Origin of the sequence: Streptomyces hazeniae (assembly GCF_031845485.1) — a bacterium.
GTDB lineage: Bacteria > Actinomycetota > Actinomycetes > Streptomycetales > Streptomycetaceae > Streptomyces > Streptomyces hazeniae.
The window spans coordinates 45,411-65,247 of record NZ_JAVREQ010000001.1 but is presented as its reverse complement, the minus strand read 5'-3'; the positions used below and the strand labels follow the sequence as shown (position 1 = coordinate 65,247).

Genomic DNA, 19,837 nt, shown 5'->3' with positions numbered 1-19,837 from the left:
CCTCGTGGTGGACGTACGCGCGGGGCAGCGCCTCACGGTTGGGCTGCTCCAGTCCCTCACCCCGCAGGCCCCGCAGACCTGGACACCGAACTGGACCACCTCCACCGGCTCCGCCACACCGGCATTCGGGGACAGTGACGTGGATGGCGAGTACCAGGTGTTCGGCCGGCTCTGTATCGGCCGGATCGATATCAACTTCGGCTCTACCACGGACTTCGGTGGCGGTACCACGTCGGACAACTGGCGATTCTCCACGCCTGTCACCGCGCTGCGCACCAACGAGGACGTCGGGAGAGGCGAGGCGTGGGAGGACTCGGTTTCCAACGGCGCCCGCTGCGGTATCCGCATCCGGCTCACGTCCGTGGACACCTTCGAGCTGGAGGTGTCCTCCGGCCGGGCGGACGGTACCGCCGTCGCGGCGAACGGCCTCGTGGACGCGCAGACGCCCTGGGCGTGGGCCGTTGGCGACAACCTCTCCTTCCACTTCGCCTACCCCACCGCCACATAGAAGGGCGCTCGTATGCCGGTGCTCGCCTGCTCCCTGTACGTCCACGAGGACTCCACCGGCGGGCAGGAGATCCCGCCCGGCGGCTACCACCTCGTCCGCTTCCCGTACGGCGCCGTCGAGTCCTTCGACGGGCACGGCATGCACGAGCCGGAGCAGCCGGACGGCGCGGTGTCGCAGTCTCCGGACGAGCGGTCGGGGCTGATCTGGCCCGGCGCCGAGGGCTGGGCCACCTTGGAGGCCAACCTCCAGTGGCAGTCCGGCCGCTACACCCAGCTTCGCGACCGGTTCGTGCGCGACCCCCTGGCCCTTGCCGGCCCCGCAGACTCCACCGGCACCGACCACCGCCCGCCCTCGCCCGGCATGCAGTGCTTCACCAAGATCCACTGCATCTACGTCCAACCGGGGGTGCCGCTCGGGCTGATGGTCCGCCACGACGACACCGTGCCCCGCCGCCTGGTGCACGCCCAGTTCAAAGCCCTCATCCACACCTGACGACAGGGAGGAGGGGTCGGTGATGGCTGACCCACTGTCCGCGTCCGCCCTCGTGGCCGCGCTGCGCCGCGAGGGGTGCCGCGTCGAGGAGTACCGCGCCTGGCGCACCCACAACCGCAACCATAAAGGGGACTGGGGGCCGATCAACGGCGTCATGGTCCACCACACCGTCACCAGCGGCACCGACGGTTCGGTGCGGCTGTGCTACGAGGGCTACTCCGGGCTGCCCGGCCCGCTGTGCCATGGCGTGATCGCCAAGGACGGCACCGTGTACCTCGTCGGCAACGGCCGTGCCAATCACGCCGGGTGGGGCGACGACAACGTGATGGCCGCGGTCGTCCGTGAGGACCCGGACCTCCCCGCGGCGAACGAGCGGAACACGGACGGCAACAGCAGGTTCTACGGCTTCGAGTGCATCAACCTCGGCGACGGCGAGGACCCATGGCCGGCGGCTCAGCTCGAGGCGATCGAGCGCGCCACCGCGGCGATCTGCCGGGCCTACGGCTGGCGCGCGGAGTCCGTCATCGGCCACAAGGAGTGGTCCTACACCAAGATCGACCCGGCCGGCTTCTCCATGGAGGGCATGCGCCGGCGGATCCAGGCCCGGCTGGACCGGGCCCCGGATGCGGAGGAGGAGCAGGTGACCCAGAAGGACATTGACGAGATTGTCCGCCGTGTCCTGGCCGGCGTCGGTTCGGCGGTGCTGCGCAAGGACGGCATCGTGGAGGTGCAGGGCGCGGACGAGGACAACCCCACGTGGCAGTTCGGCAACGTGGTGGAGCTGCTGCAGAAGAACCAGAACAAGATCCTCGACGCCCTCGCGGCGCTGGCCGCCGGCGGCGCGGCACGGGACGCTGCCCTGGCTGCGATTGCGGAGAGCGGCGGGCTGACGGCGGAGCAGGTGACCGCCGCGGCCGAGACCGGCGCCCGGACGGCGCTGGCGGAGATCGGCGCCCTCCTCGTCGACGCGGCCCCCGAGGGGAGTGACCAGTTGTGAGGCAGTCCTCGAAGACCACGATCCGCACCGTGGTGCAGTCCGTCATCGCCTGTGCCCTTGCCCTGCCGGTGATCGTGGAGTCCACCGGCCTTGACGTTGCCTGGCCCTGGCTTGCGGCCGCCGTCGGCACCGTGGCTGCGGTCGCGGGCACCGTGGCGCGGGTGATGGCCCTGCCGTCGGTGCAGCTCCTCCTCGACCGTTACGGGCTCGGCACCGACCTGCCCGACGGTCACGGAGGAGTGGACCGGCTCGCCCGCAGGAGCCGCGAGTGAGCGCCCCCGAGACGACCGACGAGGGCGGGGCATGGATCTCTTCCGGCCAGATCTACCGCGAGTTGCAGCGCCACAACGAGCTGTTGGTGAAGCTCACGACTCAGCTGGAGCGGGGCCGGTACGAGGAGCGCATCAGCGCTCTGGAATCCCGCATGTGGTGGCTGTCCGGCGCCGCCACCGTGGCCGGCGCCGTCCTCGGCCGCATGCTGCCCGTCTGACCCCGTACGCCTGCGCCCCTGCCCCTGACCAGCCCCTTGCCGGGGCTGGTGGGGCGGGGGCGCCCTTTTTCGTGTCCTCGGACCTCGTGGGCCCCTGGTTGGCCGGAACTTGACGGCCGACCTAGGCAGACAATCAAGAACGGCTATCTTGATTGGCATGGCTACTGACACGGGGGCTACTCCTCCCCGCCTCATCCCGAGCGGCAAGTGCTTCTGCGGCTGCGGCGAAGACGTCGGCCTCGGCTCCTTCTTCGCCCGCGGCCACGACAAGACTGCGGAGGGCGCGCTCCTCGCCGCTCGCTACGAAGCCTCTGTCGCTCACCTCTTGGACCACCATGGATTCGGCCCGGACAACTCTGTGACGGAGGCGGCTATCGCCGCCGGTCGCTGGGCGGAGTGCCGTTGCGGCTTCCGAGGTGGGGAGCAGAGCATGCGCAACCACCAGAAGAACCACTGCGCCTACCGCGCCGACGGCGGACTCACCCACGAGGGCGCCCTCCTGCGTGCCGTGAAGGAGGGCCCCGGCGACTGGGACACTGCGCGCGCTGTGCAGGCCCTCCGGGAAGCCGGCAAGCCGGCGAGCGAATCCCGCGCACGGGACAAGTTGCGCAAGCTACATGAGGACGGGCACCTCGTCCGCACCGGCCCCGCCCGCTACCGCACCACCGACTGACCGGCCGCGCTGCGCCCCGCTGCCCCGCCCCCTTGTGGGCCGGTGCGGCGGGGCGCCTTCGTCGTGCCCCGGGTGTCAGCGGGAGGCGGCATCCTGCCCCTCATGACCACCACCGACACGACAGCCGGATCCGGGCCGGTCCTGTCCGACTGCTGCTCCCAGCCCCTCACCGCCCCCGGCGGCCCGGAGTGCGTCCACCCCGAGCGCTGCGAGCCCAGCACATGCGGCGGGACGTGCCTGCGCTGCGGGAGGGGCGACAACCCCGAGGGCGGGGAGTACGTCGTGTTCTCCTGCCCCCACTGCCGGAGCCGTACGTACACCTGCACCGACGACGGCAACCACGGCTGCAGCTGGTGCGGACTGCGCGCGTGGGAGGCCGACGAGGGGGCCGTGCCCGTCACGATTCACGAATCGTGAACCGCCGTGCGCGCGTATGCCACGTCTCGGGACGCCTCGTCAAACCGGCGCACGACTCCTCCCGGCCTGGTGGATGATGCCGGACATGGCTACTACTACTTACCCTCTCGGTACACAGTGGACTGTCCGCTCCCGCATGAACAGTCACACGCAGACCATCGGCCTCGCCCTCTACTGGGAAGTCAGCGGCAGCACCATCACCGACGACTTCACGCGCGACGAGATCACCCCGGCTGAGCTCTGGGACCGCTGGTACAAGGACTCCGTACAGGACGGCGAGGCCGGCGTCCTCTGGTCCATCACCACTCCGGAAGTCCTGGGCGTGTTCGAAGCTGCACCGTTCCAGTACAGGAGCCGGTTCCCGCTGCGGGAGAACTTCCTCAGCTTCTACGAATGGCCGGAGCACGCCGACACCGGCGAGCGGCTGAACTTCATGCGCCTGCCCGTCCTTGACTTCGGCTGGTCCCGCGACCGGGCCGACAAGGGCGGCTTTATCCAGGAGTTGACCGGTTGGAAGCCCTCGCCGCTGCAACACACCTTCCCGGCGGAGCAAGTGGCTCACGCCGCCGGCCTCGTCGAATAACCACGCTCCTCACCTCCCACCTCACCGGGCCCCGCCGAGTCTCGACCGGCGGGGCCCGGCCTCGTTGAAGCAGGAGAAGGGCACACCGCCCAGGCTCGCCCGCCGAAGGGGGTGCTGTGCCGCTGCGACGACGAGGAGGACGCCCGTGGGACAGCTCAAGATCAGCCAGGTCTTCGGCCCCACCATCCAGGGCGAGGGGAGCGCGGCCGGCCGGCACTGCCTGTTCGTCCGCACCTTCCACTGCCCGCTGGAGTGTGAGTGGTGCGACACCCCGTACACGTGGGCTGTTACCGACGCCAAGGCGGCCGCGCACCGCGACGGGTTCAAGTACGAGCGCGACGAGCCGGGCTACGGGTTGAAACGGATGGAGCCGTGGGAGGTCCTGGACCGGCTCCTCGCACTGTGGGACGTCCAGGACCGGCCCACGGTGATCGTGGTGTCCGGCGGGGAGCCGATGGTGCAGCAGCCCGCCCTCATCCCGCTGCTCCACACCCTGGCCGAGTGGGGCAACGAGGTCCACGTTGAGACAGCCGGAATCCTCGCCCCACTGCCGGAGTTCGACGCCTGCGTGACGCAATACAACGTCTCGCCCAAGCTCGCCAGCAGCGGCAACCGGCTCTCGAAGCGGTACAGGCCGGCTGCGCTGGAGGCCCTGCGCGACACAGGCCGGGCCTGGTTCAAGTTCGTGCTCACCAGCGAGTGGGAGGCCGAGCTCGCAGGCGAGGTCGACGGCATCGTGCGGGACTGCTCCCTGGACGCACGGCGGGTGATGGTGATGCCGGAAGGCGCCGAGGCGGAGGGGAATGTCAGGCTCGCGCGGAAGTTCGCGGACGCCGCGACTCGCCGCGGCTATGGGGTGTCGTTCCGGACTCACGTGCTGCTGTGGGGTAACGACCGCGACCGGTAGGCGCCTCGCCGCGGAGGACTGGTCACTCCTGCGGGGGACCAAATCAGTTGCGGGGTCTGGCCTCGGCCTTGAATAGTGGCTCTCGCCGCGAAGCGAAGCCCGGGGCTCCTTCTCTCTCAAAGAACAGTTCCTCGGGCGCCTTGGTACTCGCAGCACCTTTCGAGGGGATAACTGGATACGGGTGGTTGGCGAAGCGCAGCGTGGAGTTCCTTCGTTTTGGGAACGAGAGGTTGCAGGTTCGAGTCCTGTCCGGTCGGGCATTGTCCGGTCGGTAGCTCAACGGATAGAGCGCTTTGTGTCCTTCGCGCGTCTGGTACTCGCCAGCCTCCCGTCTCCGGTTGTCCTCCTCGTTTCCGGTCGCCTCGCGGCCGGGCCGACAACTGCACTGGGCGCTGCGAAGCGCAGCGTGGGCCTACTTCCCACTGTTAATGGGGTGACGCGGGTTCGAATCCCGCCGCCAGCCGTACGGCTGGTGTAGCTCAGAGGCCGAGAGCACCACGTAGCTCACGCGACTGGTACTCGTGGCGCCCAGCAGAGTTGTCCGTCGGCCCGGGACATTTCTGCCCGCTTGAGGAGACCCCTGATGGCGAAGTTCGCTTCCGCGCGCCACGCCCCGGCTTCCCCGGTCACCACGACCGGCGCCCGCACGTCCACGCACGAGGGCGGCGCCGCATTCACCCGCGACGCGAAGAGTGACCTGTTCCTGTTCGCCGCGGTCAACATGGTGGGCGAGGGCACCTTCTACGAGACTGTCGGCGACCGCGACGCGCGGTTCCGTGACCTCGTGCACGCCGCGACGAAGCAGGACCCGGACTGGGTCGCCCGCTTCGTGCCGTACCTGCGTGGCCACATGAACATGCGGTCGGCGGCGGTGGTGATGGCCGCGGAGTCCGCCCTTGCTCGCAAGCAGGGGACCGACAAGGCCGCGACGATCCCGGTGCGGAAGATGATCGCCGGTGCGCTGCAGCGGGCGGACGAGCCGGCGGAGTTCGTCGCGTACTGGAAGGCCCGCACCGGCAGCACCACCATGCCCGGCGGCGTGCAGCGCGGAGTCGGTGACGCGGTGACGCGGCTCTACACCGAGCGCGCGGCGCTGAAGTACGACGGCGGCGCCTCGCAGTGGCGCATGGCCGACCTCGTCGCGCTCGCCAAGCCGAAGCCGTCCGGGCCGTGGCAGGCCGACCTCTTCGACTACCTCGCCGACCGCCGGTGGGGCCGGGACCGGGTACGGGTGACCAGCCGGCTGCCCATCCTGTCCTCCTACCGGGCGGCGATGGCCATGAGCGAGGCCGACCGACGCGCCTGGTTCCTCGAGGACCCGGACCGCCTCGGCGCCGCAGGCATGACGTGGGAGCAGCTGTCCAGCCTCGGCCGCATGGACGCCGCCGCCTGGACGGCGATCGTGCCGCACATGGGGCTGATGGCGCTGGTGCGGAACCTGCGGAACCTGGACGAGGCCGGTGTGCCGGACGCGGTCGCGGAGCGGGTGTGTGCGCGGCTCGCGGACCCGGAGGAGGTGGCGCGGTCGCGTCAGTTCCCGTACCGGTTCCTGTCCGCGTACCGGGCTGCTCCGTCGCTGCGGTGGGGCCACGCGCTGGAGAAGGCCCTCGCCGCCTCGACGGCGCGGGTGCCGGCGCTGCCCGGCCGCACCCTCGTCGTCGTGGACACCTCCGCCTCGATGTGCAACACCGTCTCCGGGCGGAGCGTGCTGCGGCACGTGGACGTCGGCGCCCTGTTCGGCGTAGCCCTGGCCGCACGCGGCTGCGACGTGGACCTCGTCGGGTACGCCAACGGCACGTTCCGGCACCCGCTGAAGCCGGGCGGGTCGATGCTGCGGCAGACCGAGGAGTTCTGCGCCCGGATCGGGGAGGTCGGGCACGGCACCGAGACCGTCGCCGCCCTACAGGCCACGTACGCGGGTCACGATCGGGTGGTGATCATCTCGGACATGCAGGCCTTCGCCCACCCCGGGGACAGGATGCGCGGGCACTACGGTGCGCGCGGCGAGGTGCGCGGCATGTCGGTGTCCGACGCCATCCCGGCCGAGGTGCCGATGTTCGGGGTGAACACCAGCGGCTACGCGCCGTCCTCGATCGACACCGGCCGGCCGCACCGGTACGAGGTGGGCGGGTTCTCGGACAAGCTGTTCACGCTGGTCAACATGCTCAGCCGGGGCGGTGACGCCGGCTGGCCGTGGGAGCAGGAGCAGACGGCGTTGTAACGCCTCTTCCGCTCCCCGGCGGCCGGGAAAAGCTGGCCGGGGGGCGTGGGCCACCCGCAGACCCCAGTGGTAGCCCCATCCCCGTCTCCGTGCCGGGATGGGGCTTTCATGTTCATGCTGCCGGCTGGCTGGGAGGAATGTCGGCTTGGACTGGTACGCGCCATACGCCGTGCTTCTCGGACCGGCAGTCCGCCCACAGCCGTAGGGGCGCCTGTCCGTGCATGAGTTCCCACTGCTCCTCCCCTCCGGCTATCCAGGACGGTGGTGTGGTCTTGGTCATGGCAAGCCTCAGGCTGTCGCCCACCGTCATGGCGTGGGTGGGTATGGTGCGGCCGTCGACGTCCGCTTCGGTGCTGCTAGGGACGAATCGCAGTGGTCCCCACACCTGGGCCTCAACCTCGCTGAGCGGGGTGTTTCTTGAGATGACAAGCCGTTGGTTCACGTTGTCGTTCCGCACGGTGAGTGACACGCCTTCCAGATACTTGAGCGCCACTGGCCCGGTCAGCGTCAGGTGAAGGGTGACGAGGGAGCCGTTGTCCGGGATTCGCCGGAGCGCCGTTTCGAAGGTGGGTGTTAGCTCGTGCAGCCAGCGGTCGGACTCGATGCGGGCTACGGTTTTCGCGGTCTTGTGTGCGCGGTGGGCGGTGATCAAAGCGGCGCCTGCCGCTACAGCACTGGCCGCCGCTGCGGCGGCGCTGATCGTGTCCGGTGAGTTGAGGTTCATAGCCTAGGGACGGTCTGCTGGAGCAGGTGGGCTTTCGATCATTGCGTTGTGAAGTCGAGGTCGTGAGGTCGCGCAGTGGCAGCGGCGCTGTGGTCGTCAGTCGAGGTCGAGATACAGCGGCTGTTCGGGGTGCGGCCACGGCATGGAGTGGTAGTTGGTGACCTGTTGGTCGATCTTCGCGGCCACTTCGGCTGCGAGTTGTTCGGGGTCGTGGGCGTCCCCGCCGTGGGTTCTGTCACGTCCTTCGTGGAAGGTGTCCCACTTGCTCTTCTTGCTCTTGCGAGTGCTCTGGCCTTGTTCGTGACTGCCGAACCCGTTCAGCACGCTGTTCCAGACGGGTTGGTACCCGACTCGCAGCCCGTCTTCGCCGAGGTTGGTATGTACGTCCGGGAGACGGAGGGCTCGGAAGCGGAACTCGTTGATGGGCAGGTCGGCGCCCACGATCGACCTGCGGTGGTCGCGGATCCGATTGCGGAGGGGGCGTTTTGAGGTGACGGCCTTGCCGGTCGCGCTGTTGCTCGACAGCGCCTGACCTACGTACACGGGGATCTGCAGGTCTGCGAGGGGCCGGTAGGCGGCGATTGTGGTCCCGCGGTAGTAGATGGCGTAGAGGCCTGAGCCGTCGAAGGGCGGGGTGTCCTCGACCATGGAGACCATGGGTTGCCGCTCGAAGGTCTCGCAGATCGTATGCGCGAGGCGGTCGGTGGACAGAGGGTCGAAGAAGTCGGGGGTGTAGCTGGTGGGCACGCGGCTCCTCGCTGGTCGCGGGCAGGCGAGTCGGATGTCTGGGGCACTTTATGACGCGATTCGATCTTTGGTCACCCAGTTGAGTGAACCCCGTCTCAAGATCATTAACTCCGCGGTACACTTTCCGGATGGTTGACCTGCCCGAACACGATCAGAAGACTCGCACCAGCGTGGAGCTGTTCGCTGGGGGTGGCGGCCTGGCGATGGCGGTCGACCGGGCAGGGTTCCGGCCCCTCCTCTTCAATGAGTACGCCAATTACGCCTGTCAGACCCTCGCGGACAACGGGGCGGAGCCGGTGCCAGCCGGTGAGCAGCCGGAGATCCCGAAGCCGGGCCAGCCCGTGCCCCTCGTCCCCGGCGATGTCCAAAAACTCGACATGACCTACCTCGAGGGCGAGGTCGACCTGCTCGCCGGCGGCCCCCCATGCCAGCCCTTCAGCCTCGGCGGAGTAGCCAAGGGGGACGAAGACAAGCGGAACATGTTCCCGCACATGTTCCGCGCGATCCGCGAGATGCGCCCCAAGGCGGTCATCTGCGAGAACGTGCGGGGGCTGCTCCGCCCTTCCTTCCGCGACTACTTCAAGTACATCCAACGCGAACTCGAGTTGCCATTCATGCTTCGGCGTGACGACGTTTCATGGCAGGAACACGATCGCGTGCTACAGCGCGAACACAAGGCAAAAACGCTCCCAGCGGACGAGCGTTATCACGTCGTGGTCATGCCGGTGAACGCCGCAAACTACGGAGTTCCGCAAGTCCGCCAGCGGGTAATCATGGTCGCGTTCCGTGAGGACTTGAACATCAACTACACCACGTTCGAGAAGCACGTGCAGAACTACCCGTTCTCTGAGGCGGCTCTGCATCGCGCTATGCGCCAGGGTGACTATTGGCAGAGGTTTGAAGAAGCTGGTTGTCCGGTGCCTGACCATGTCATCGAGCGGACGATGGCACGCCTCCCCGAAGTCATCACTGAGGTAGACGACCAGCTCAAGCCTTGGCGCACTCTCCGAGACGCCGTGACCGGGCTTGGCACGGACGAACGACTTCCTGCCCTCCCACCGATCGACCGCAAAAAGCTCGACCGGAAAACGAATCAAGGGGGGAAGATCACCGATCATATCGGCTGGCCAGACGCCCGTATCTACGCAGGGCACACACCGAACGAACTCGACCGCCCCGCCAAGACGGTCAAGGCTGGCGTTCATGGAGTGCCAGGCGGTGAGTCGGTGATGCTGCTCGACGAACGGGAACGCGATACCGCTAAACCTGGGGGCTGGCGGTACGTCCACCGCTATATGACGGTGCGAGAGACCGCTCGTGTCATGACCTTCCCAGATGAGTGGAAGGCCGCCGGTCCGAGGGGCGAAAGGATGCGACAGCTCGGTAACGCCGTGCCCGTCGTCCTCGGCGAGTTCTTCGCTAGGGCTGTCGCGGAAGCCCTAGCCAACGCGGGCAAGTGATCATGGTTGGTGACGCGGAACACGGTGGGCGCTGGAAGGAACAGCGGCCACCTAGCCGGGCATGGAAACGCCGCGACGGCACCAAACCTACCGTGGAGCAGGACCGGGCGGCTGGCGGCCGACACCGGCGGATGGTTGACCTGGGAGACGGCCGGGTCGCACGTGGGTCGATCACGCTTAGGCTTCCCAGTAGGGCACGTCGAGTCCGTGCCGCACTTAGGTGGTCTCAGGACGGTGCCTCGCCAGAGCGGTACCTGGGAGAGGTCGATCACGACACACGGTTCGCCAACCTCGTGGAAGGTTGGCGACTCGCCCACGCCGCCGGCCTACTGGTCGGCGACCGGCTCCCCGAAGGATCCACGGCTTCCTCCCCAGCCGTACGGTCCGCGATGCAAGGGAACAAAGGGAGAGACACCACAGTGGAGTTGAGGCTGCGGTCTCTCCTCCATCGGCAGGGACTCCGCTTCCGCGTAGATGTGAGGCCGCTTTCCAATGAGCGATTCCGCGCGGACATCCTCTTCACCAAGTGCCGGGTCGCCGTCTTCGTGGATGGCTGTTTCTGGCATGGCTGCCCAGCACACCACCGGCCCTCAAAGAAGAACTCCGAGTTCTGGCGGCGGAAGATCGAAGGTAACCGGCAGCGTGATGAGCGGACGACCGAGGTGCTGAAGACGGCAGGGTGGACCGTGCTCCGTGTCTGGGAGCACGAGGACCCCGAGCTGGCCGCTGCGCGAGTTCTTGCGGTTGTCCGTGAGCAGAGGACGGGCAACAAGGCCGGTCATCACAAGGTCGCTGGCCCAGCCGGACGAGGTTGACCAGCCGAATCCGTCCGATCGGACACTCTGCACGCTTCCGACGTCCGTGGTCGAGACTCGCGGGGCCAGCAGCACACCACCACCCCCACGTATGGCTGGCGGCGGCCTGGATGCGTATCGGCGGCGCGGTTCATGCGCTTGGCCGCCCTACGGTTGCCGCCCCGTGAGGGCCTGCACTCGGATGGAGAGGTGGCCCCTCACTTGTCGTCAGCGGGCTGCGATTTCCAGCTCGAAACGAGGAGGCATCCATGGCGAAGACGTATGGCAGGAAGGTGGCTGCGGGGATCGCCTCGGCGGTGTTCCTCGCTGTGATGTGCGGGAGCAGCGCGTATGCCGCTTCCGGCCCGGACGGCGGCGGGGGCGAGGTCCGGCGGATTCACACGGTGCGGGTGACCGCCGCGGCGCCGGCGGAGGCCAGGCAGACGGACGAGGGTGTCTTCTTCACTGCGCGGCCGGTCGCCTTGTGCCCGCCGGGGCACGTGGTGACGGGTGGCGGGATCGGGGATATCCCCGACGAGGGGGTGAGGATCGTCGGCTCGGACGGGCCGACCGATGACGGGCGCGGCTGGAAGGCGGTCCTCGGCGCGACCGAGGAGGGGGAGATGCGGGCGGTCACCGCCATTTGCGTGCGCGGGACGACGAGCCGCGGCTAAGCGGAGTCGGCGCGCGGGGCCTCGGGGCGGCACTGGTCGCAGGGTTCGAGGCTGCGGCCGGGCTTGCTGCGCTCGTGGTTGACCTGGGCGCCGTTGAGCTTTTCGCCGTCGGCCATCCAGCAGTCGGCGCGGTGGACGATGCCGCGCCGGGGCTGGCCCTGCGGGGCGAAACGCCACTGGATGCACCACCGAGGGGTGGTGTCGGTGTGGCCTCGTGGCGGGCCGTCCTGGATCTGCTGGATGGCCTGGCGTACGGCGGCGAGCTGCACCAGAAGGTAGCGCTCCAGGGTGCGAAGCCGGGGCTCATCCTGCGGCAGATCGGACACGTGTTCGAGTCTAGGGTGTGCCGGGCTCGGATGCAGGCCGCACCCTGGAGGTGTGCCGCTTCACCCGCCCCTGCCCGTCGCCCTCGCCCGGGTCACCTCCACGTTTCCGCCGGGCGAGGTGTGGAGCTGGGAACCGAAATTCGACGGGTGGCGCGGCCTGATCTTCCGCACACCGGTCGGGGTGGCGATCCAGGCCCGATCCGGCCGGCTCATCACCGCCTCGTTCCCGGACCTCGTGACCGCTGCCCTGGGGCTCCCGGCGTCCACCGTGATCGATGGGGAGATCGTGGTGTGGCACCGGGAGCGGGTGGACTTCGGCGCGGTGCAGCGCCGCGCCCTCGCGAACCCTCGTCGCGCCTTCGCGCTGTCCCGGGTGCTGCCGGCGTCATTCGCTGCGTTCGACGTGCTCGAGCTGGAGGGGGTGGACATGCGCCCGCGCCCGTACCGGGAGAGGAGGGCGGCCCTGCTGGAGCTGCTGGCCGACGTCGGTCCGCCCATCCAGCCCGTGCCAGCCTCGACCGCTCGGGAGGACGGCCGACGCTGGTGGGATACGCGCGGGGTGGGGATTGAGGGCGTGATGGTCAAGCACCTGGAGGCGCCATACCGTGGGGGCGTCCGGTCGTGGCGCAAGGTCAAACATGGGGAGCCGCGCCGGGCCGGGATCGTGTCCCCGAAGGTGTGAACACCCGGCCCAAGTGCCCGGCGCCGGGCGCTCGTCGGCCCCCACCGCTCGGGGCTGTGGGGGCCGAGGGCGTACACCTGGCGGCGGCCGAGGAGTACCGTTCTGAGTGTCTAGGTCAGAACGGAGTCCAGTATGCAGCACGCAAGTTCAGGCTTGGGAGAGAACGTACGCGCGCATCGGCGCACGGCGGGGCTGAGTCAGGAGCAGTTGGCGCATGACGCCGGCCTGTCGGTGTCCGTCGTTCGGAAGATCGAGCAGGGCGGGCAGGCGAGGGTGGAGACCCTGCACGCTGTGGCCCGCGCCCTGGGCACCACCACGGCCGACCTCTTCGCGTCGGACGCCCCCGGCCCCGTGGTCGGGGACGAGTCCAACCGGCAGATGCTCGCCGAGCTCCGCCGCGCGCTCATGCCGCCGGTCGGGATCAGCGAGACCATGGCCTCCCCAGGCGAGGCCGAGAGCCTTCCGGAGCTTCACCGGCGCATCGATGACGGCCACGCCCTCTACCACGCCGACCGGTACGACTCCGTCGCGCGCATGCTGCCCGGCCTCCTCCGCGCAGCCGAGGCCGCGGCGGTCAACGCGCCGGAGGGCGAGGAGCAGCAGCGCGCCCAGATCGCCCGCGCGCAGGCCCTCCTTCTGGCCGGCAAGTACCTCACCCAGCTCCGCCAGTACGACATGGCCTACCAAGCGTTGGCCGAGGGAATCCGGTGGGCGCGGGAGACGGGGCAGACCCTCAGCGCCGCCACCGGCGTGATCGGCATGTGCTGGCTGCTGCTGCGTCAGGACCGCTTCGAGGAGAGCGAACGCCTCGCCGTGGCGACGGCCGCGCAGATCGAGCCGCGGTTCTCCTCGGCGTCGCCGGGTGAACTCGCCGCCTGGGGTGAGCTGTCGCTGCGCATCGCCTCCGCGGCGGTGCGGAACAACCGGCCGGACGAGGCGGTGGAGGCCCGCAGGATGGCCGCCACGGCGGCGAGCGCCCTGGACCAGGAGCACGTCGACTACCGCTCCCACTGGACGACGTTCGGCCCGATCACCGCCGAGCTCAAGGCCGTGGAGGACCTGGCGGTCGCCGGCGACGCCCGGGGTGTACTCAGGCGGGCGGACGAGGGCGTGCTCGGGCCGCGGGCTCTGCGGAAGTGCGGCAAGCCGTCTTCGAACAACTGGGACCGGCACCGTCTCGACGTCGCCAAGGCTCACGTCACGCTCGGCTCTACGCAGGACGCCATGGAGGAGCTAGGCCGCATCAAGCGCACCTCGGGGCACTGGCTCAAGCACCAGCCGATGGCCCGTTACGTCATGAGCGATCTCCTCAAGTCCCGTAAGCGGACGCTGACTCGGGATATGCGGGAGATGGCGGCTCACCTGGAAGTTCACGCATAGCTACCACGTAGCGTGGCAGTTCGTTGCCGGTCGGTGATGAACTGCCACGCTCCGCACGTGGTCTGACAACCCGTCTGTTCGTACGGTCCATCACATCCTGTTGGACCTACGCCCGGGGAAGTCAGACCAATGCGTAGAACGACCGCAGAAAGACTCCGCCGCCTCGTCCTCGCGGACCACTCCGTCACGGCCACGACGCCGGTGACGGGGCCGTGCTGCATAAGCCGAGAGGCCCCCGCCGCCGGGGACGCCGCCGATTCGGCAGCGGACGGCCGGGGCATGAACGTACGGCGGGACGAGGCGTCGTGACCGCCACGGCCGCGACGCCGTCCTCGACCGGCGCGCCCTCGTACACCGAGTCTCTTCCTCGTGTGCCCGCGTCGGCGGGCCGGGCCCGGCGTCTCGTGGGCGATGCCCTGGCCACCTGGTACCTGGCCGCACTCCAGCCGGACGCCGAGCTGGTGGTCTCCGAGCTGGTCACCAACGCGGTTGAGCACGCCCGCGCTGACGTGATCCGCGTCACCATCACCCGTCTCGCCGCCGGCGCCGTCCGTATCGGCGTGATCGACAAGGACTGCGGCGAGCCGTCGCCGCGGGCGGCGGGACCGAGGGACGAGGACGGGCGGGGGCTGGTCATCGTCGGCGCCCTCGCTGTGCGGTGGGGCGTGGACCGGATGCGGTGGGGAAAACGCGTCTGGGCCGACCTCGGTGTGGACGGTGCGGCGGGGGGTGGGGTGTGAAGCCGTGGGCGCAGCAACTCTGCTACTGCATCACAGTCGCCCTGCTGTTGGGCGGGCTCCTCTACGAGGTCCTCGGGGACGCCTCATGACCGCCGGCGCGAGCCCTCGGCCGGCGGCAGCCGTGGCAGTCGCGGAGGTGGGTGAGGGCGGGCAGCGGTGGACAGTGGGTGACTGCTGGCTCTACTGCGAACGCCCCGGCATCCCTGTGATGTGGGTCGGCGCCGCCTCCTGCCTCGGCCTTCACGCGCCGCTGACTGCCTGCCCCGACTGCCTACACCGCCTCGCCGCGAAGATCCGCGCCCGCTACCACCGCCGCGATCTAGGACGCTTCGCATGCCCCCATTGACCTTTCGGCGCGAGCAGCCGCGCTGAAACTGCAAGCTCCCGGTGCGGACTTCGCACCGGGGATGGCCGGGAAACGCCTTCGCACGGTGAGCGCATCCGTACGCTCCGCGTTGCGGAGCCCAGTCATCGGTACCACCGCACCATGCAATTGCCGATCAATTGGAGGAAATGTCATGAACCACCTGGCCATCGCTCAGCCGACGCAGGCAGTACCGTCCGCGGTCACTTCGGGTGCGGTCGACCTCGACCTGGACGTCAGCATCGTCACCTCTGGCCCGGTCTCGGCGGCTCTGTTGTCCAGCACCGATGACGGATGCGACACCGTTCGGGGCGGCGACTGCTGACCTGACCGCCCGGGGGTGCCTGCGGTCCTGGCCGCAGGCACCCCCCCGCCGCATCACAGGAACGAGGCCTTCCGGAAGGGGCGACGAGTGTGACCGTGAGCGCGTATACGCCGTACTACCGCCCTGCCGGGGCGGCGATGCTTCGGGCGAGCGTGTATCCCGCCCGGCTGGACCTGCCGCCCTGGCCCGCCGACTCCGCCGAACCCGGAACGTGGCGGACGTGGCTCACGGCGGCGTGGGCCCTTCCGCGCGTAGCCGAAGCCACCGCGCAGGCAAGCCCTCACCTGGCCACCCAGATCGACGCGATGCACGCAGGGCGGCAGCCCGACGCGAGGAGCCTCCGCCGGATGGCGTTGACGCTGGCCCGGTATCTGCTGCGGATGCGCAGCCGAGCCACCCCCTTCGGGGCCTTCGCCGGCGTCACCGCGGCCTCCTTCTGCCAGCACACGCAGCTCCGTTGGAGCGACGATCACACCTTGCACACCCGGGCGGACCCGTCATGGCTCGCCGACATCACCGCCCGGCTCGAAGCCTGCACCCCGCTGCTGGAACGGCTACCGGTCGTCGTCAATGACCTCGCCAGGGTTCGAGGTGGCCGGCTGATCGTGCCGTGGCAGCCCCACCAGTCCGCTGTCCCCGGCAATCAGGTGGACAAGCGAGAGGTATCGGTGCGCCTGGTCCCCGTGGTCGAGACGATCCGGCACGCGGCGCACAAGCCCATCCTCGTCGGCGCCCTCATCGACCAGGCAGCCGCCGCCCATCCCGGCGCCACCCGCCAAGCACTCAGGGGCGTGGCGGGGCAACTCGCCGCGTCCGGCGTGCTGATCAGCGCTCTGCGGGCGCCGTCCACGACCACCGACGTCCTCGCCCACCTCCGCCACCAGCTCGACGCAGCGGGCGCGCACGACCTCCCGGAAGCCGAACCACTGATCGCTGCGCTCAACGAGGGCGGCGCGGACCGGCCGACAGCGGACCTACGACTCGGGGGCTCGCTGGTCCTGCCGCACGCCGTTGCAGCCGAGGCCGCAGCGGCGGCGGAAGCCTTAATCCGGCTCAGCCCCGCCACGACGGCCACGGCGTCCTGGCGGGACTACCACCGCGCATTCCTCTCCCGGTACGGGCCCGGAACCCTCGTACCAGTCGAGGAGCTGACCGACCCTGGGCGGGGTCTCGGGCTGCCCAACCACTTCACTCAACCTCCCTCCAGCACCCGGGAGATGACCCAACGCGACGAGATGCTGCTCGCCCTGGCACAGCAAGCCGCGCTCGACGGCGACAAGGAAGTCGTCCTCGACGACACTGCTCTTGCCGCGCTCGCTGGGCCGGACGGACAGCGTCCGGTGACGCCGGCGGACCTGTGGGTCGACATCCGCGCCACGTCACCGGCCGCGCTGGACGACGGGGCGTTCACCCTCGGCGTGTGCGGGTTCGGCCGGACCGGCGCCAATACCGGCCGCTTCCTCAACCTCCTGAACCCGGCGGACCGCGAGGCGATGACCCGCATGTACGCGGCACAGCCGCCCAGCGTCGACGGGGCGATCCGCGCGCAACTGTCCTTCCCGTCTTGCCACTCCCGCACGGAGAGCATCCTGCGCGTGCCCGCGGTGCTGCCGTACGTCGTCCCGTTGGCCGAGCACCGCACGGCCGACGGCAGCCACATTCCGGTGGCGGATCTCGCCGTGGCGGCCGGCGCCGCACGGCTGTACGTGGTCTCACGTTCCCGGCAGCGGGTCGTGGAGCCGGTGCTGCTGCACGCCGGGGCCAGGTACACCATGCCGCCGCTGGCCCGGTTGCTGTTCGAGATCCCGCGTTCGGTGCACCCGGCGGTCACCACACTCGACTGGGGTGCGGCCTCCTGCCTGTCGTTCCTGCCCCGCGTGCGGTACGGCCGCAGCATCCTCGCCCCCGCCCAGTGGCGCGTGGACCCGGCGACCCTGCCCGGCCCGGACGCCACCGAGCGCGAGTGGTCAGCTGCGCTGGATGAGGTCCGCGAGCGCCGGTCGATCCTGGGCCGCCTCGCAGCCGGGTCCGGTGACCGGCGTCTGCGGCTGGACCTGGACGAGCCGATGGGACGCGCGGTTCTGCGATCGCACCTGGAGTCGGCCGACGGACCGGTGATCCTCACGGAGACTCCCGCCGTCGATGACTACGGCTGGTGCGGCGGACGGGCCCACGAGGTCGTGATCCCCCTGGCCGCCACCACACCGGCCGACCCCGCCCCGGCATTCCTGACCGGCGCGGCTCCGCCCGTCACCAGGTCCGACCGCTCAGTGGTGTACGTGAAGCTGCACGGGCAGCCGGAAGCGTTCGACACCATTCTCACCGCCCACATGGGCGCGCTGCTGCGACGCTGGCCCACCCCGCCGCGCTGGTGGTTCGCCCGCTACCTTCACCCCGCGCCGCATCTGCGGCTCCGCATCCACGACGCGGACTGGCGCGCATCCGGCCACGTGGCGGACTGGGCGGCGGACCTCCGGCACGCGGGCCTGGCCGGTCAGGTCACGTTCGACAACTACCACCCGGAGACCGGCCGTTACGGCACCGGGCAGGCGATGGCCGCCGCGGAGGCGCTGTTCGCCGCCGACTCCGCCGCCGTCCTCGCACAGCTCGCATGCCTGGCCAGCGCCCGGGACATCCATCCGCAGGCGTTGACCGCCTCCAGTCTGGTTGACCTGGCCGCAGCGGTGATGGGCAGCCGCTCGGCCGGTGTTCGCTGGCTTCTCGACCACCCCGAGTACGCCGAAGGCGCGGGCGCGCAGAACCGGGAGCTGCGCCGCCAGACACTCCGCCTCGTCGCCCCTGACGTGCTGCACGGTCTTCCCGGCGGACCGGCGGTGGTCACCGCCTGGGAAGCACGGGCCGACGCGGCGGCCCACTACACCGCGCTGCTGACGCCCGATACCGCCAGCCCTCGCCCGGAGACAGTGCTCGGCTCGCTGTTGCACCTGCACCACGCCCGCGCGCGCGGTATCGACCCGCAGAGCGAGGCGGCCACGTACAAGCTCGCGCGTGCCGCCGCCCTATCCCACGCAGCCCGACAGAAGGAGGACATGAGTGACCGTGCTTGACGACACCCGACTGCGCCACGCCGCAGTCGTGGCAGGTGAACTCGCTGCCGCTCTGGCCGTGCCGCCTTCGGTCGACTACGGCGACGACTACCGGCCCGAGAGCCCACGGTGGCGCGACCAATCGCTGTCCAAGGGCGCCGCCGGCGTCGCCGTCCTGCACGGCATCCGCGCCCAGCACGGTGACGGCGACGCCGCGCCGGTGCACGCGTGGCTGACCCGAGCCACCCTCGACGACCTCAGCGCCGGGCCGGGAGCCGGCCTGTGGTTCGGGGCACCGGCGGTCGGCTTCGCTCTCCACACCGCCGCCCCCGGCCGCTACCGGGGCGCGAGCAGCAGTCTTGATACGGCTGTCGCCGACCTCACCTGTACTCGACTTACCGCAGCCTTCGAGCGCATGGACGCCCACCAGCGCCCGCCGCTGTACGAATTCGACGTCGTGCGCGGCCTCACCGGATTGGGCGCCTACCTGCTGCGCCGCGACCCCGGCGGCAACCTCGTCCGAGACGTCCTGCGCTATCTCGTCCGGCTTACCGAACCCGTGCGGGCCGACGACCCAGCCGGCCCGAGGGCGCCCGGCTGGTGGACGAACGACACCCCGGCCCTGGAGACCGACCCCCGTTTCGCGGCCGGGCAAGCCGACTTCGGCGCCGCGCACGGTATCGCCGGCCCCTTGGCGTTACTGGCACTGGCACTGCTCGAGGGCGTCACCGTCGACGGCCACCACGACGCCATCGGCGCCATCTGCCGGTGGCTCGACGCGTGGCGGCAGCAGACCACGGCGGGCCCCTGGTGGCCCGAACGGATCACCCTCGACGAACTCCGCGACGGTCAGCCGCACCGGTCGGGCCCGGCACGCCCGTCCTGGTGCTACGGCACCCCCGGACTGGCACGGGCGCAGCAGCTCGCCGCACTCGCCACCGGCAACACCGCCCGCCAGCACGCCGCCGAGGACGCCCTTGCCCGCTGCGTGGCCGACCCGAGACAGCTTGCTCGCATCACCGATCCGGCGTTGTGTCACGGCTGGGCCGGGCTGGTCGCCACCGTCCTGCATGCCGCCGCCGACGCGGCCACCCCCGACCTCGCCCACCACCTGCCGGGCCTCATCGACAGCCTCCTCGCCCACGCCCACGACACCCCGCCCGGAGACCTCCCCGGGCTGATCGAGGGCAGCGCCGGCGTCGCCCTGACCCTGCACAGCATCGCCTCCGGCACCACCGGCCCGTGGCCTGCCTGCCTCCTTCTCGCGTGACCACCCACCCCCGACG

At 70.0% G+C, this 19,837-nt stretch carries 22 protein-coding genes and 1 tRNA gene; 20 read left to right on the top strand and 3 right to left on the bottom strand.

The genetic code is table 11. The annotated features are described in order from the left end of the window. The first annotated feature begins 4 nt into the window (after positions 1-4). The 11 genes from RM572_RS00330 to RM572_RS00280 all read left to right on the top strand — a co-directional run bounded on the left by RM572_RS00330 (position 5) and on the right by RM572_RS00280 (position 7,288). On the top strand, positions 5-508 hold the full coding sequence (locus tag RM572_RS00330) for a hypothetical protein (RefSeq protein ID WP_311671227.1): 504 nt from the start codon (positions 5-7) through the stop codon (positions 506-508). 12 nt (positions 509-520) lie between these two features. After that, complete coding sequence (locus RM572_RS00325) at positions 521-1,000, top strand: hypothetical protein (protein WP_311671226.1); 480 nt, start codon at positions 521-523, stop codon at positions 998-1,000. Positions 1,001-1,022: 22 nt separating this feature from the next. Then, positions 1,023-1,997 carry a peptidoglycan recognition protein family protein gene (locus RM572_RS00320; protein ID WP_311671225.1) on the top strand — a complete coding sequence of 325 codons (975 nt, stop codon included), beginning with the start codon at positions 1,023-1,025 and terminating at the stop codon, positions 1,995-1,997. Then, entirely contained in the window at positions 1,994-2,269 is a 276-nt protein-coding gene (locus RM572_RS00315; RefSeq protein ID WP_311671224.1) for a hypothetical protein, read from the top strand. The genes RM572_RS00320 and RM572_RS00315 overlap by 4 nt, the downstream gene beginning before the upstream one ends. Beyond that, positions 2,266-2,487, top strand: a complete 222-nt coding sequence (locus tag RM572_RS00310) for a hypothetical protein (RefSeq protein ID WP_311671223.1) — start codon at positions 2,266-2,268, stop codon at positions 2,485-2,487. The genes RM572_RS00315 and RM572_RS00310 overlap by 4 nt, the downstream gene beginning before the upstream one ends. A gap of 157 nt (positions 2,488-2,644) precedes the next feature. Beyond that, positions 2,645-3,160 (top strand): hypothetical protein, encoded by a 516-nt coding sequence (locus tag RM572_RS00305; protein WP_311671222.1) that lies wholly within the window; start codon positions 2,645-2,647, stop codon positions 3,158-3,160. Positions 3,161-3,262: 102 nt separating this feature from the next. Beyond that, a complete protein-coding gene (locus tag RM572_RS00300) occupies positions 3,263-3,577 on the top strand; it encodes a hypothetical protein (RefSeq protein WP_311671221.1) in 315 nt (104 codons plus the stop codon). Positions 3,578-3,713: 136 nt separating this feature from the next. After that, positions 3,714-4,160 (top strand): hypothetical protein, encoded by a 447-nt coding sequence (locus RM572_RS00295; RefSeq protein WP_311671220.1) that lies wholly within the window; start codon positions 3,714-3,716, stop codon positions 4,158-4,160. A gap of 145 nt (positions 4,161-4,305) precedes the next feature. After that, positions 4,306-5,067 (top strand): 7-carboxy-7-deazaguanine synthase QueE, encoded by a 762-nt coding sequence (locus RM572_RS00290; RefSeq protein WP_311671219.1) that lies wholly within the window; start codon positions 4,306-4,308, stop codon positions 5,065-5,067. 189 nt (positions 5,068-5,256) lie between these two features. Then, positions 5,257-5,324: transfer RNA gene (locus tag RM572_RS00285), tRNA-Pro, on the top strand. Positions 5,325-5,650: 326 nt separating this feature from the next. Then, entirely contained in the window at positions 5,651-7,288 is a 1,638-nt protein-coding gene (locus RM572_RS00280) for a TROVE domain-containing protein (RefSeq protein ID WP_311671218.1), read from the top strand. A gap of 112 nt (positions 7,289-7,400) precedes the next feature. Here RM572_RS00280 and RM572_RS00275 read toward each other — a convergent pair whose 3' ends face one another. Both RM572_RS00275 and RM572_RS00270 read right to left on the bottom strand, forming a co-directional pair. After that, on the bottom strand, positions 7,401-8,012 hold the full coding sequence (locus RM572_RS00275; protein WP_311671217.1) for a hypothetical protein: 612 nt from the start codon (positions 8,010-8,012) through the stop codon (positions 7,401-7,403). Between the two features lie 96 nt (positions 8,013-8,108). Then, complete coding sequence (locus tag RM572_RS00270; protein ID WP_311671216.1) at positions 8,109-8,759, bottom strand: Eco29kI family restriction endonuclease; 651 nt, start codon at positions 8,757-8,759, stop codon at positions 8,109-8,111. A gap of 128 nt (positions 8,760-8,887) precedes the next feature. Here RM572_RS00270 and RM572_RS00265 point away from each other — a divergent pair, with 128 nt between their 5' ends. The 3 genes from RM572_RS00265 to RM572_RS00255 all read left to right on the top strand — a co-directional run bounded on the left by RM572_RS00265 (position 8,888) and on the right by RM572_RS00255 (position 11,687). Further along, positions 8,888-10,219 carry a DNA cytosine methyltransferase gene (locus RM572_RS00265; RefSeq protein WP_311671215.1) on the top strand — a complete coding sequence of 444 codons (1,332 nt, stop codon included), beginning with the start codon at positions 8,888-8,890 and terminating at the stop codon, positions 10,217-10,219. A gap of 2 nt (positions 10,220-10,221) precedes the next feature. Beyond that, positions 10,222-11,034, top strand: a complete 813-nt coding sequence (locus RM572_RS00260; RefSeq protein WP_311671801.1) for a very short patch repair endonuclease — start codon at positions 10,222-10,224, stop codon at positions 11,032-11,034. A 248-nt stretch (positions 11,035-11,282) separates the two neighbouring features. After that, positions 11,283-11,687 carry a hypothetical protein gene (locus tag RM572_RS00255; protein ID WP_311671214.1) on the top strand — a complete coding sequence of 135 codons (405 nt, stop codon included), beginning with the start codon at positions 11,283-11,285 and terminating at the stop codon, positions 11,685-11,687. Here the strand turns inward: RM572_RS00255 and RM572_RS00250 are convergent. Beyond that, on the bottom strand, positions 11,684-12,013 hold the full coding sequence (locus RM572_RS00250; RefSeq protein WP_311671213.1) for a hypothetical protein: 330 nt from the start codon (positions 12,011-12,013) through the stop codon (positions 11,684-11,686). The two genes, RM572_RS00255 and RM572_RS00250, sit on opposite strands and share 4 nt — an antisense overlap. Positions 12,014-12,065: 52 nt before the next feature. Here RM572_RS00250 and RM572_RS00245 point away from each other — a divergent pair, with 52 nt between their 5' ends. The 6 genes from RM572_RS00245 to RM572_RS00220 all read left to right on the top strand — a co-directional run bounded on the left by RM572_RS00245 (position 12,066) and on the right by RM572_RS00220 (position 19,821). Then, positions 12,066-12,695 (top strand): ATP-dependent DNA ligase, encoded by a 630-nt coding sequence (locus RM572_RS00245; RefSeq protein ID WP_311671212.1) that lies wholly within the window; start codon positions 12,066-12,068, stop codon positions 12,693-12,695. Positions 12,696-12,827: 132 nt separating this feature from the next. Next, on the top strand, positions 12,828-14,075 hold the full coding sequence (locus RM572_RS00240; protein WP_311671211.1) for a helix-turn-helix domain-containing protein: 1,248 nt from the start codon (positions 12,828-12,830) through the stop codon (positions 14,073-14,075). 305 nt (positions 14,076-14,380) lie between these two features. Beyond that, positions 14,381-14,815 carry an ATP-binding protein gene (locus RM572_RS00235; protein WP_311671210.1) on the top strand — a complete coding sequence of 145 codons (435 nt, stop codon included), beginning with the start codon at positions 14,381-14,383 and terminating at the stop codon, positions 14,813-14,815. Between the two features lie 518 nt (positions 14,816-15,333). Further along, positions 15,334-15,504 (top strand): FxLD family lanthipeptide, encoded by a 171-nt coding sequence (locus tag RM572_RS00230; RefSeq protein WP_311671209.1) that lies wholly within the window; start codon positions 15,334-15,336, stop codon positions 15,502-15,504. Positions 15,505-15,599: 95 nt separating this feature from the next. Beyond that, positions 15,600-18,572, top strand: coding sequence for a lantibiotic dehydratase (locus RM572_RS00225; RefSeq protein WP_311671208.1), 2,973 nt, complete (start codon positions 15,600-15,602; stop codon positions 18,570-18,572). Continuing rightward, positions 18,559-19,821 carry a lanthionine synthetase C family protein gene (locus tag RM572_RS00220; RefSeq protein WP_311671207.1) on the top strand — a complete coding sequence of 421 codons (1,263 nt, stop codon included), beginning with the start codon at positions 18,559-18,561 and terminating at the stop codon, positions 19,819-19,821. The genes RM572_RS00225 and RM572_RS00220 overlap by 14 nt, the downstream gene beginning before the upstream one ends. The last annotated feature ends 16 nt before the right edge of the window (positions 19,822-19,837 follow it).